Source organism: Citrobacter sp. (assembly GCF_050252275.1).
Classification (GTDB): Bacteria; Pseudomonadota; Gammaproteobacteria; order Enterobacterales; family Enterobacteriaceae; genus Citrobacter_A; species Citrobacter_A amalonaticus.
The window spans coordinates 1-12774 of the sequence record NZ_JBFWLF010000120.1; the positions used below are offsets into that span (position 1 = coordinate 1).

Annotated in this window: 14 protein-coding genes; 8 read left to right on the forward strand and 6 right to left on the reverse strand. The window is 54.6% G+C overall.

Going from position 1 to position 12774, the window contains the following annotated elements:
- A partial coding sequence (locus AB7E14_RS11900) for a transporter associated domain-containing protein (protein WP_428169550.1) occupies window positions 1-333 on the forward strand: 333 nt, incomplete at its 5' end.
- Window positions 334-414: 81 nt separating this feature from the next.
- Here AB7E14_RS11900 and AB7E14_RS11905 read toward each other — a convergent pair.
- On the reverse strand, window positions 415-621 hold the full coding sequence (locus tag AB7E14_RS11905) for a DUF1107 domain-containing protein (RefSeq protein ID WP_004857160.1): 207 nt from the start codon (window positions 619-621) through the stop codon (window positions 415-417).
- Window positions 622-944: 323 nt separating this feature from the next.
- On the opposite strand from AB7E14_RS11905, the gene AB7E14_RS11910 reads away from it, so the two are divergent.
- Window positions 945-1502: a YtfJ family protein gene (locus AB7E14_RS11910; RefSeq protein ID WP_042999203.1), complete on the forward strand. Its 558-nt coding sequence runs from the start codon at window positions 945-947 to the stop codon at window positions 1500-1502.
- Here AB7E14_RS11910 and cysQ read toward each other — a convergent pair.
- Complete coding sequence (gene cysQ / locus AB7E14_RS11915; protein ID WP_316962114.1) at window positions 1492-2232, reverse strand: 3'(2'),5'-bisphosphate nucleotidase CysQ; 741 nt, start codon at window positions 2230-2232, stop codon at window positions 1492-1494. The genes AB7E14_RS11910 and cysQ overlap by 11 nt on opposite strands.
- Window positions 2233-2420: 188 nt before the next feature.
- Here cysQ and cpdB point away from each other — a divergent pair, with 188 nt between their 5' ends.
- On the forward strand, window positions 2421-4364 hold the full coding sequence (gene cpdB / locus AB7E14_RS11920) for a 2',3'-cyclic-nucleotide 2'-phosphodiesterase (RefSeq protein ID WP_316962115.1): 1944 nt from the start codon (window positions 2421-2423) through the stop codon (window positions 4362-4364).
- Between the two features lie 38 nt (window positions 4365-4402).
- Here cpdB and AB7E14_RS11925 read toward each other — a convergent pair whose 3' ends face one another.
- Window positions 4403-4783, reverse strand: a complete 381-nt coding sequence (locus AB7E14_RS11925; protein ID WP_042321550.1) for a winged helix-turn-helix transcriptional regulator — start codon at window positions 4781-4783, stop codon at window positions 4403-4405.
- 92 nt (window positions 4784-4875) lie between these two features.
- On the opposite strand from AB7E14_RS11925, the gene AB7E14_RS11930 reads away from it, so the two are divergent.
- From AB7E14_RS11930 to ytfE, 4 genes are all read left to right on the forward strand, one after another.
- A complete protein-coding gene (locus AB7E14_RS11930) occupies window positions 4876-5724 on the forward strand; it encodes an SDR family oxidoreductase (RefSeq protein WP_316962117.1) in 849 nt (282 codons plus the stop codon).
- 81 nt (window positions 5725-5805) lie between these two features.
- Window positions 5806-6630: an AraC family transcriptional regulator gene (locus AB7E14_RS11935; RefSeq protein ID WP_156595818.1), complete on the forward strand. Its 825-nt coding sequence runs from the start codon at window positions 5806-5808 to the stop codon at window positions 6628-6630.
- Window positions 6631-6706: 76 nt separating this feature from the next.
- Window positions 6707-7678: a DMT family transporter gene (locus tag AB7E14_RS11940; protein WP_044265666.1), complete on the forward strand. Its 972-nt coding sequence runs from the start codon at window positions 6707-6709 to the stop codon at window positions 7676-7678.
- A gap of 86 nt (window positions 7679-7764) precedes the next feature.
- Entirely contained in the window at window positions 7765-8427 is a 663-nt protein-coding gene (gene ytfE / locus AB7E14_RS11945) for an iron-sulfur cluster repair protein YtfE (RefSeq protein WP_044257213.1), read from the forward strand.
- Between the two features lie 60 nt (window positions 8428-8487).
- Here ytfE and cycA read toward each other — a convergent pair whose 3' ends face one another.
- Both cycA and fklB read right to left on the reverse strand, forming a co-directional pair.
- Entirely contained in the window at window positions 8488-9897 is a 1410-nt protein-coding gene (cycA, locus tag AB7E14_RS11950; protein ID WP_042999196.1) for a D-serine/D-alanine/glycine transporter, read from the reverse strand.
- Between the two features lie 322 nt (window positions 9898-10219).
- Window positions 10220-10840 carry an FKBP-type peptidyl-prolyl cis-trans isomerase gene (gene fklB / locus AB7E14_RS11955; protein WP_042999195.1) on the reverse strand — a complete coding sequence of 207 codons (621 nt, stop codon included), beginning with the start codon at window positions 10838-10840 and terminating at the stop codon, window positions 10220-10222.
- Between the two features lie 222 nt (window positions 10841-11062).
- Here fklB and AB7E14_RS11960 point away from each other — a divergent pair, with 222 nt between their 5' ends.
- The gene (locus AB7E14_RS11960) at window positions 11063-11707 is read left to right on the forward strand and encodes an OapA family protein (RefSeq protein WP_044257216.1); all 645 of its coding nucleotides are present in this window, start codon (window positions 11063-11065) and stop codon (window positions 11705-11707) included.
- 109 nt (window positions 11708-11816) lie between these two features.
- On the opposite strand, the gene AB7E14_RS11965 is transcribed toward AB7E14_RS11960, so the two are convergent.
- Complete coding sequence (locus AB7E14_RS11965; protein ID WP_428169551.1) at window positions 11817-12746, reverse strand: DMT family transporter; 930 nt, start codon at window positions 12744-12746, stop codon at window positions 11817-11819.
- Window positions 12747-12774: the final 28 nt, after the last annotated feature.

A 12774-nucleotide genomic window follows, 5' to 3' on the forward strand; every position in this document is an offset into this window, starting at 1 on the left:
CTGGTCGGCCAGGGTCTGGAAGAGCAGATTGTGGCGCGCGACGAGAACTCCTGGCTGATTGACGGCGGTACGCCGATCGATGACGTGATGCGCGTGCTGGATATCGACGAGTTCCCGCAATCAGGTAACTACGAAACGATTGGCGGCTTTATGATGTTCATGCTGCGTAAAATCCCGAAACGGACCGATTCCGTGAAGTTCTCGGGCTACAAATTCGAAGTGGTGGATATCGATAACTACCGTATCGATCAGTTGCTGGTGACCCGCCTGGACAGTAAACCAAGCGTACTGGTGCCGAAACTGCCGGACGTTCAGGGAGACGTTAAAGCGTAGTATTCGCTTATTCTGCCTGCTCCAGAAACATCAACGGCTCCCAATGGGAGCCGTTTTTTAAACTACTGCATAGCACTTTGGTTAAGCCATCTCAGTTTGCAGACGCAGAACCTGACGGTTAACTTCGGACATCACAGACAGATGCTGTTTATCCTTCACTTTTGGGATAAGAATCTTGCCCTTATCAAACTCAAAAGCGCCAACGTCCTTGATATATAACCGTCCACGGAACAGGATCTTCACGTACTTCGCCACTTGCAGTGGGTTGTACCGTTGGAAAATTTTCATTGTTATCTCCTGCTTAAGTCACGCCCTTGTGGTCCCACAATCGGTCCAACCGTTCTAAGGCGCAAAATTTAATGCCATTTGACTATAGACTATCTGTACGATGTTTCCAGCGCGTATAAGTTTATTTACCTTTTCATTACAGTTAATCAGAATCATCTCTGAATCAGGGTGCGGTCCTCAGTATAAGCCTTCGTTTTTCGCAGGATTTGTGCGCCCGTCCGCAAACTGGCATCACTCTTGCGGGAAAAAGCATCATTCGCACATATGATTAAAAATCAGACCTAAGTGGTCGGATCACCTGCAAACAATAAGAAGGAAACACCATGACCTTACGTAAGATTCTCGCGCTGGCGTGCCTGTTAGCGCCAATGATGGCCTCCGCGCATAGCTTCGAAACGGGCCAACGCGTCCCGCCGGTAGGGATTGCGGATCGCGGCGAATTGATTCTTGAAAATGATAAGTTCAGCTATAAAAGCTGGAACAGCGCACAGTTGCCCGGGAAGGTGCGAATCCTTCAGCACATCGCCGGACGCACCTCTGCGAAAGAAAAAAATGCGACGCTGATTGAAGCGATCAAAGCAGCAAAACTGCCCCATGACGTTTACCAGACCACGACGATCGTCAACACTGACGACGCGATTCCTGGCTCCGGTATGTTTGTGCGCAGCAGCCTCGAGAGCAATAAGAAGCTCTACCCGTGGTCACAGTTTATTGTCGACAGCAACGGCGTAGCCCGTAAAGCCTGGCAACTGGATGAAGAGAGCTCTGCTATCGCGGTGCTTGATAAAGACGGTCGCGTACAGTGGGCAAAAGACGGCGCGCTAACCCAGGAAGAGGTGCAGCAGGTGATTACCCTGCTGCATAAATTGCTCAATAAATAGAGACCCGAAAGCCGGGGTTGAGGAACGACTCACGCGGGGTGTAGTCCAGCGGTTTACCCTGCCAGTTGTGAACGTGCGCCCCGGCTGCCGCCGCGACAGCATGGCCCGCAGCGGTGTCCCAGACGTTGGTCGGTCCAAAGCGCGGGTACAGTTGCGCCTGCCCCTCCGCGACCAGGCAGAACTTCAGCGACGAACCAATCGACGTCGTCTGGTGCTCGCCCAGCTGTTGTAAATATTCTTTCAGTTCGTTGTCTGCGTGGGAGCGGCTAATCACCACCAGCGGCGGACGCGCGTCACGGACCTGAATTTGCTTGCGCACATTGCACTCTTCTTTCCAGGCTTTGCCGTCCGCCGCGCTGTACATCACTTTCATCACCGGCGCGTAGACCACGCCCAGTACCGGTTTGCCCTTCTCGATAAGCGCAATATTTACGGTAAACTCGCCGTTGCGTTTGATGAACTCTTTGGTGCCATCCAGCGGATCGACTAACCAGTAGCGCTGCCAGTGCTGACGCACGTCCCAGGCTGGCGGGTCCTCTTCGGAGAGCACTGGAATATCTGGCGTCAATTGCGTCAACCCTTCAAGAATCACCGCGTGCGCCGCGATATCGGCCGCTGTCACCGGGGAGTCGTCCGGCTTGCTGGTAATCTCCATCGGTTTGACTCCATCATAAACCTGCATAATGGCATCGCCCGCGTTCCGTGCAAGCTGGCATACGTGTTCTAACATTCTCCACCTCATTTGTGGCAGTGGTCTTAACTCATTGTTTTACTTATACCCGATCAAAAGCGAATCCGCCAACTGTGATAGTGTCTGCGGTTTTGCTTGCTAAACTGATGCATGCTTCACAGTTCTGTAAGCAAGAAGATATAAATACATTTTTTACTGTGTTTCAGATCTTAAAAGGATGCCCTCTGATGATTAAGTTTAGTGCAACGCTTCTGGCCACGCTGATCGCGGCCAGCGTGAATGCCGCGACCGTTGATCTACGGATAATGGAAACCACTGATTTGCATAGCAACATGATGGATTTCGATTATTACAAAGATACCGCAACCGAAAAATTCGGACTGGTACGCACCGCAAGCCTGATTAACGCCGCGCGCGATGAAGCCAAAAACAGCGTGCTGGTCGACAATGGCGATCTGATTCAGGGCAGTCCGCTGGGCGATTATATGGCGGCAAAGGGACTGAAAAAAGGCGAGATCCATCCGGTCTACAAAGCGCTGAATACACTGGATTACGCGGTTGGTAACCTCGGTAACCATGAGTTCAACTACGGGCTGGAATATCTGCAAAAAGCGCTGGCAGGCGCGTCATTCCCTTACGTTAACGCCAATATTATCGACGTTAAGACCAAAAAGCCGTTGTTTACCCCTTATCTTATTAAAGAGACGGATGTCGTCGATCAGGAAGGCCATAAGCAGACGCTGAAAATCGGCTATATCGGGTTTGTCCCTCCGCAGATCATGATCTGGGATAAAGCGAACCTGAGCGGCAAAGTGACGGTTAACGACATTACCGAAACCGCACGTCGCTATGTCCCAGAAATGCGTGAAAAAGGGGCCGATGTGGTGGTGGTGATCGCGCATTCAGGACTCTCTGCTGACCCGTACCAGAGCATGGCCGAGAACTCGGTTTATTATCTCAGTGAAGTGCCCGGCGTGGATGCAATTATGTTTGGTCATGCCCACGCGGTCTTCCCCGGTAAAGACTTTGCCAACATCAAAGGCGCGGATATCGTAAAAGGGACGCTGAACGGCGTGCCGGCGGTGATGCCAGGCATGTGGGGCGATCATCTGGGCGTGGTGGATCTGGTGCTCAATAACGACAGCGGCAAATGGCAGGTAACGCAGGCCAAAGCCGAAGCGCGCCCCATTTACGACATCGCTGCGAAGAAATCACTCGCTGCCGAAGACAGCAAACTGGCGGAGATTCTGAAAGCCGACCACGACGCTACGCGCGAATTTGTCAGCCAGCCGATCGGCAAATCCGCAGATAACATGTACAGCTATCTGGCGCTGGTGCAGGACGATCCGACCGTTCAGGTGGTCAATAACGCACAGAAAGCCTATGTCGAACATTTCATTCAGGGTGATCCGGATCTGGCGAAACTGCCGGTGCTTTCCGCCGCCGCTCCGTTTAAAGTTGGCGGACGCAAGAACGATCCGGCCAGTTTTGTCGAAGTCGAAAAAGGCCCGTTGACCTTCCGCAATGCCGCTGACCTTTACCTGTACCCGAATACCCTGGTGGTCGTTAAAGCCAGTGGTAAAGAGGTGAAAGAGTGGCTGGAATGCTCAGCCGGACAGTTTAATCAGATCGATGTCACCAGTAGCAAACCGCAATCGCTCATCAACTGGGATGGATTTCGCACCTATAACTTCGATGTGATCGACGGCGTGGAATACCAGATTGATGTCTCACAGCCCGCACGCTATGACGGTGAATGCCAGACGGTAAATCCGTCCGCAGAAAGGATTAAAAATCTGACCTTCAACGGCAAGCCGATTGACCCGAATGCCACTTTCCTGGTCGCTACCAATAACTATCGCGCCTATGGCGGTAAGTTTGCCGGAACCGGCGACAACCATATTGCCTTTGCGTCACCGGATGAGAATCGCTCGGTGCTGGCGGCATGGATTGGCGCGGAATCTCAACGCGCCGGGGAAATTCATCCGGCGGCCGATAACAACTGGCGTCTGGCGCCGATTCACAGTGAGAAAAAACTGGATATCCGCTTCGAAACCTCGCCGGGGGATAAAGCCGCTGCGTTTATCAAAGAGAAAGGCCAGTACCCGATGCAAAAAGTGGCGACCGATGAGATCGGTTTCGCAATTTATCAGATGGATTTAAGCAAGTAACGTTAATGCCGGATGACATCTCGCCATCCGGCAACGTTTTACGCCGCCCGTTCTTCCCGCTGTGCTAACACCTGCGGCAAATTCAGCTCAATCCAGTCCGCCAGCGCGGCGACTTTATCACTGACCTGCTCGCCCAGCGGAGTCAAACTGTATTCCACGTGCGGCGGCACGACCGGATACGAAACCCGGTTGATAAACCCATCCTGCTCCAGCGCCTGCAACGACTGCGCCAGCATCTTCTCGCTCACGCCGCCCATTTTACGCCGCAAATCGCTGAAGCGATGTGTGCCGTCACGTAGCGCCACCAGGATCAAGACGCCCCAGCGACTGGTCACATGCTTTAACACCTCACGCGACGGACACTGCTCGGCAAACAAATTGCCGTCGCGCAGTTGTTGAGAAAGGGTCGATGCACTCATCTTATACTTACCTTTTTGTACGTACTTACTAAAAGTAAGTTTAGGTGCTAGCTTTATAAAACACAAGCGACACATTAAGAAGGAGTCACCTCATGATTGCTATTACCGGCGCGACGGGCCAACTGGGCCAACACGTTATTGAGAACCTGCTGAAAACCGTTCCTGCCAGCCAGATTGTGGCCATCGTTCGCAACCCGGCGAAGGCCACCGCATTAAGCCAACAGGGAATTACCGTACGTCAGGCGGATTACAGTGACGAAGCGGCATTTACCCAGGCGTTACAGGGTGTGGACAAGCTGCTGTTGATCTCCTCCAGCGAAGTCGGCCAGCGTGCCGCTCAGCACCGTAACGTCATTAATGCGGCAAAGGCGGCGAAAGTAAAATTTATCGCCTACACCAGCCTGTTGCATGCCGACCGCTCTCCCCTCGCTTTGCACGTTGAACACGTCGATACCGAGAAGATGCTGGCTGACTCCGGTATTGCCTACGCGCTGTTGCGTAACGGCTGGTATACCGAAAACTATCTCGCCAGCGCCCCTGCTGCGCTGGAGCATGGCGTGTTTATCGGCGCGGCGGGCGAGGGCAGAATTGCCGGTGCAACGCGTGCGGATTACGCCGCTGCCGCCGCACAGGTCATCAGCACCGAAGGCCATGCCGGGAAAGTGTATGAACTGGCGGGTGATGAATCCTGGACACTAAGCCAGCTGGCCGCAGAACTGAGTAAACAGAGTGGCAAACCTGTCGTTTATCAGAACATGAGCGAAGCCGATTTCGCCGCCGCGCTGAAAGGGGTCGGTTTGCCAGCAGGACTGGCGGAGATGCTGGCCGATTCAGACATCGGGGCATCCAAAGGCGGTCTGTTCGATGACAGCCACACGCTGAGCAAGCTGATCAGTCGCCCGACCACGTCGCTGGCCGAAAGCGTCAACGGTATTCTGTAAGTGTTAAAAATCGGTTAATTATGGTGGCATCCCCGCGCATCCTCTCTGATAATGACAGGACGATGCGTGGGGAGAGACAACGTGCAAGGTGTACCCGAGCAGTTTAGCGATGAAAAAGACAGCGCCCGCTTTCGCCATCTGGCGCAGGTGCCGGGTGTTGAGTTGTATCACGCCCATATTTCACGCTACGCCTTTGAGCCACACACCCACGAAGCGTTCGGCATTGGCGCGATAGAAGCCGGTGCCGAGCGCTTTCGCTATCGTGGCACGCAGTACGTTGCCCCAGCCCACTCGGTCGTGACGATGAATCCGGATGAGCTGCATACCGGCGAGGCCGAAACCGCCGACGGTTGGCGTTACCGGATGATCTATCTGGAGCCCGACCTGCTGGAAGAGGTGACCGGCATTCGTCACTGGTGGTTTCACGACGTCACGCGTCACGATCCGCGCCGCTCCCGTCAGATTTGTTCGCTGATCCACGGACTGTGGCACACTGACGATCCTTTAGCGCAAAAAGGATTGTTGCTGGATCTGATCGACACCTTCCAGCCGCTGGCACGTCATGCCCCGGTGCCACGGGAAGGCGCGCATCGCTTTGAGCGCGTGCGCGACTATTTGCATGACAACTACATGCGCCCGGTCACCCTCGATGAACTGGCACGCGTTGCCTCGCTAAGCCCCTGGCACTTTCAACGTCAGTTCAAAGCCCATTTCCACGTGACGCCACACCAGATGCTGATGGCGATCCGTCTGTGGCGGGCAAAAGGTTTTCTGACTCTCGGTATGCCCGCTGCGGACGTTGCCGCCGCGACCGGCCTGACCGATCAATCCCATCTCACCCGCGCCTTTACCCATCGCTACGGCATCACTCCCGTGCGCTATCAAAAGCAGGTTTATTCGCGCTAATGCGCAAGCTCATACAATACGCGCCCCGGTTCCCTGCCTACACTTTTCGTCATGTTTAACGATGTGGATGTAAAGCATGATTAGCGGTGTGTTGTACGCCCTGCTGGCAGGGTTGATGTGGGGACTGATTTTTGTCGGACCGTTGATCGTGCCGGAATATCCGGCGGTGCTGCAGTCGATGGGGCGTTATCTGGCATTAGGCTTGATTGCCCTGCCGCTGGCATGGCTCGGACGTGTGCGCCTGCGGCAGCTTTCGGCGAAAGACTGGCTGACCGCGCTGGCGCTGACCATGATGGGCAACTTGATTTATTACGTCTGCCTTGCCAGCGCCATTCAGCGCACCGGCGCACCGGTCTCAACGATGATCATCGGCACGCTGCCGGTCGTCATTCCGGTATTTGCCAACCTGCTGTACAGCCAGCGCGATGGCAGGCTCTCCTGGCTACGGCTGGCCCCAGCACTGCTGCTGATAGGCATCGGATTGCTGTGCGTGAACATTGCGGAACTCAACCAGGGCTTGCCTGATTTTAGCGGCTGGCGCTACGGTTCTGGCATCGCGTTGGCGCTGGTATCAGTGGTGTGCTGGGCCTGGTATGCGCTGCGTAATGCCCGCTGGCTGCGGGAGAACCCGGAAAAACACCCGATGATGTGGGCGACGGCGCAGGCGCTGGTAACCCTGCCCGTTTCGCTGCTGGGCTACCTCGTCGCCTGCTTCTGGCTGCATGGGAAAACGCCCGACTTCGCCCTGCCGTTCGGCCCGCGCCCTGCGGTGTTTGTAGGCCTAATGGTGGCGATTGCGGTGCTGTGCTCATGGGTAGGCGCGCTGTGCTGGAACATTGCCAGCCAGCGATTACCGACGGTGATCCTCGGCCCATTGATCGTGTTCGAAACGCTGGCGGGTTTGCTGTACACCTTCATCTTGCGCCAGACCCTTCCCCCTGTGCTGACGCTCAGCGGTATTGCTTTGCTGGTTATCGGCGTGGTGGTGGCAGTCAGAGCAAAACCGGAAAAACCACGCGTCATTCCGCTTTCAGAGCCAGGCCGTTAATCCGTCCCCCCCTCGAAAGGGTTATAGCGCCCGATTAAAGATGCATTTAAAATACACCTTATATTATTGAGAATGAGGTAACGGCTATGGCTTATCGCGATCAACCTTTAGGTGAACTGGCGCTCTCTATCCCTCGCGCGTCGGCCCTGTTTCGTAAGTACGATATGGATTACTGCTGCGGCGGTAAGCAGACGCTGGCGCGTGCTGCCGCCCGTAAAGAGCTGGACGTTGATGCTATCGAAGCGCAACTGGCACAACTGGCAGAACAACCGATCGATAAAGACTGGCGTACCGCGCCGCTGGCCGAAATTATCGACCACATCATCGTGCGTTATCACGACAGACACCGCGAGCAACTGCCGGAACTGATCCTGCAAGCCACCAAAGTTGAACGCGTTCATGCTGATAAGCCCAACGTACCAAAAGGTCTGGCGAAGTATCTGACCATGCTGCATCAGGAGCTTTCAAGCCACATGATGAAAGAGGAACAGATCCTGTTCCCGATGATCAAACAGGGCATGGGCAGCCAGGCGATGGGGCCGATCAGCGTCATGGAAAGTGAGCATGATGAAGCGGGGGAACTGCTGGAAGTGATTAAACATACCACCCAGAACGTGACGATCCCACCAGAAGCGTGCACCACCTGGAAAGCGATGTACAACGGCATCAATGAGATGATTGATGATCTGATGGAACACATTAGTCTGGAAAATAATGTGTTGTTCCCGCGTGCCCTCGCAGGCGAATAAAAAAGGCGCCCGAGAGCGCCCTGATTCATGTAATTGCAGAGCCGCGTCGCGGCTCTTTTTTTAACGAACGCCTGCCATCCGCTTCTTACCAATCAGCCACCAGCCCAGACCCAGCGCAATGAACCACAGCGGCGTGACGAGCAGCGCCTGACGGGTATCATCTTCTAGCGTCAGCAGTACCAGCACGAAGACGAAGAACGCCATGCACACCCAGCACATCAGCTTGCCAAGCGGCATTTTGTAGATCGACTTCTCATGCAGATGTGGACGCTGTTTGCGATACACCAGGTATGAGCACAGGATGATAGTCCAGACGAACATAAACAGGATCGCCGACACTGTCGTGATCATGGTGAATGCGCCAATCACGCTTGGGTTGACATACAGCATCACGACGCCGCCCAGCAGGCAGATACAGGAGAAGGTCAGCCCTTTCGCCGGAACCGCGCGTTTAGACAGCTTAGCGAATGCTTTCGGCGCCACACCTTCCTGCGCCAGACCAAACAGCATACGGCTGGTAGAGAACACGCCACTGTTTGCAGAGGAAGCAGCGGACGTCAGGACCACGAAGTTAATCACGCTCGCAGCGGCAGGCAGACCTACCAGCACGAACAACTCAACGAACGGGCTCTTATCCGGCACCACTGAACTCCACGGCGTTACGGACATGATGACGATCAGCGCAAAGACGTAAAACATGATGATACGAATCGGAATCGAGTTGATGGCGCGCGGCAGCGATTTCTCCGGATCTTTCGTTTCCGCCGCCGTCGTCCCGACCAGTTCAATTCCGACAAAGGCGAACACGGCAATCTGGAAACCGGCAAAGAAGCCGCTAATGCCTTTCGGGAACCAGCCGCCATCATTCCACAGGTGAGCAAACGACGCTTCCACACCGGTTGGCGACTGGAAGTGCATGGCAATCATCACCAGGCCGACAATAATCAGCGACACGATAGCGACAATTTTGATCATCGCGAACCAGAACTCCATCTCACCGAACATTTTCACGGTGGCAAGGTTAAGGCTCAGCAGCAGGATCACTACCGCCAGCGAGGCGACCCAGTCGGAAAGACCGGGGAACCAGAACTGCGCGTAGGCGGTAATAGCGACGACATCCGCCATCCCGGTCACCACCCAACAGAACCAGTAGGTCCAGCCGGTGAAATAACCCGCCCACGGACCCAGCAGGTCCGAAGCAAAGTCGCTAAAAGATTTGTATTCCAGATTCGAGAGCAGCAATTCTCCCATTGCGCGCATCACGAAAAAGAGCATAAAGCCAATGATCATATAAACAAAAATGATCGACGGCCCGGCGAGACTGATCGTTTTACCCGACCCCATAAACAGCCCCGTACCAATGGCACCGCCGATGGCGATAAGCTGAATATGTCGGTTTGTAAGATTGCGCCGTAGCGACTGTTCAGTCGGAGCCTGTTCATCGGCGGCGACTTTTACCTGATCTACCATGTTTTATTCTTCCTGTACCTGTCTGTGTTGTGCGGGCTCTACGGCCTTTAATGCGTCTGTTGTGCATCAATGATACGACGATCCTGTTTTCAGGACTTATCGATATTAGGTAAGAATCGGCGGGATGAATACTAAGATTTAGATATTATGTTAATTATATGTTTAAAGTGAGTGTCATATCACTCTGGTAACGCGAATTAGCTCACAAAAATACACGCAACTGATGCATTTGCAAGATAAAACTCCGATACCCGGCAATCGGGCAGCGTTATTGCGCATTTTTCGTCCCCCTCCGGCGTGGAGGGGGAACAGAAGTGACGACTTACAGAATTTCCAGCAGTTCGACGTCAAACACCAGGGTGCTGAATGGCGGGATCGACGCACCGGCACCACGTTCGCCGTAAGCCAGTTCCTGAGGAATAGTCAGTTCCCATTTAGAGCCCACCGGCATCAGGGTCAGCGCTTCAATCCAGCCAGGAATCACGCCGTTTACCGGGAATTCAGCCGGTTCGCCACGCGCAACAGAGCTGTCAAAGACGGTACCGTCGATCAGTTTACCGGTGTAGTGCACACGAACGCGGTCAGTACGGGCCGGGATAGCACCTTCGCCCTGAGTCAGGACGCGGAATTGCAGACCAGATTCCGTGCTGTTCACACCGTCTTTCTCACGGTTTTCTTCCAGATATTTCACGCCATCTGCGGCCATCGCCTGGAAGCGCTCGCGACGTACGGCATCCGCACGTTCATGGATCTCGCGCAGCGCGCGGTGTACCACATCAACCGGCACGGCTGGCTGCTTGCCTTCCAGCGCGTCAGCAATACCGGCAACCAGCGCTTCAGGCAACAGCCCTTCCAGTCCGGATTCGCTCAGTTGCTGTCCTACCTGCAAACCAATGCCGTAGCTTGCTTGCGCTTCGATAGTGTCAAAAGTCGGGGTTGCCATCGTATTTCCTTTCATCGGATATAAAAAAGTAGCGGGCAGCATAACAGCCAGGCTTCTCCCGGTAAAATGTTGTCTCGGGGTGGATGACAAATCACGACGAAAAAGAAACAATAGGGATATCCCCCTGTATATGTGCCAAAAACGGGGAATATCACGAACATCATAGCGTTAGCTGTCTATACTCTATGATTGGGGAACGAGACGCGGAGCAGGAGGAAAGCCATGCCCGGGCGCTTTGAATTAAAACCAACCCTGGCGAAAATCTGGCATGCACCGGACAATTTTCGCATTATGGATCCGCTTCCGTCTATGCATCGCCGCGGCATTATCATTGCAGCGATTGTGCTGGTCGTCGGTTTCCTTCTCCCCTCAAGCGACACGAACGATACGCCAGCGGTAACCCGTAACGCGCAACTGGATCTCCAGTCGCAGTCTCAACCCCCGACGGAAGCGCAGCTTCAGGCCCAGCTTGTGGCCCCGCAAAACGATCCAGGCCAGGTCGCTCCCGTTGCGCCGGAACCCATTCAGGAAGGGCAACCGGAAGAGCAACCTCAGTCACAGCAACCGCAACCCCAGCCTTTCCAGCAGGATAGCGGCATTGAGCAGCAATGGCGCTCCTATCGCGTAGAGCCCGGTAAAACCATGGCACAACTGTTCCGCGACCACGGACTGCCACCTACAGATGTTTATGCGATGGCGCAGGTTGAAGGTGCGGGGAAACCGCTAAGCACCCTCCAGAGTGGGCAGATGGTACAAATTCGCCAGAACGCGAATGGCGTGGTGACCGGACTGACTATCGACACCGGCAACAATCAGCAGGTGCTTTTTACTCGTCAACCTGACGGCAGCTTTATCCGCGTACGTTAATTCATCGTGCCGGGGTCTGCCTGGCCTGATAAGCGTAGCGCCATCAGGCACATCAGCCCGTGCCGGATGGCGGCTTGCCCTTATCCGGCCTACCACGGCATTGGCGGCGTTACCGCTTCACCTTATTGACCCACCAGATCCCCGAGCACACCAGAACCAGCGCAATCGCGTATTTCCACTCCAGGATATTCTCACCGAGAAAAATCGCGGACAGCACCGCGCCGGAGACCGGGATCAGGAAGTTAAACGGCGCAATCATCCCCACACGGTTATACTTAAGCAAAATACTCCACAGCGCGAACGCCACCGAAGAGAGTAACGTCAGATAACCGAGAATCGCCACCGATGCGAGACCGTGAACCGCCAGTGTGCCGCCAAAGACATAACCACCGATCACCAACACCAGCCCGCCAATCCCTAACTGATACCCCGTCATCACGGTTGGATCGACCGTCTGAGAGAGTCGCTTACCGTAAAGCGTCGCGGCGGAGAGAATAAATGCCGCCAGCACAATCGAGCCATCGCCCGCCAGGGTAAAATTAAAATCCAGCAGCCCGCTGTTGAAGTTCACCACCATCACGCCGGTAAAACCGAGAATGCATCCCAGCGTTTTGTTGTAACTCAGTTTGTCGTTCTGATAGATGAAGTGCGCCAACAGCACGCTGAAGAAGGTGCCCGTGGCATTCATGATCGAGCCCTTCACGCCGGTAGTGAACGCCAGACCGATGTAAAAGAAGATGTATTGCAGCGAGGTCTGCGTCACTCCCAGCAGCGTCAATTGCCCGAACTGCCGGGAACTCAGGCGGCCAATCGGCTTACGCTGCGCTATCGCCAGCAAGAGTAACAGCAGACCTGCGAACAGGAAGCGGTAACCAGCGAAATCAATTTTGGACGGAATATCGTCAGCGGCGATCTGGAAGATCTCATAACCGCTCTTTATGGCCGGATAGGCGCTGCCCCAGAGCAGACAACAAAACGCCGCGCTCAGCCAGACAACATTTGTACGCGCAAACAAAGGTTGCGGGTGCGGAGTATCCATTCATCACCAGATTGAAAGTATGTTGTAT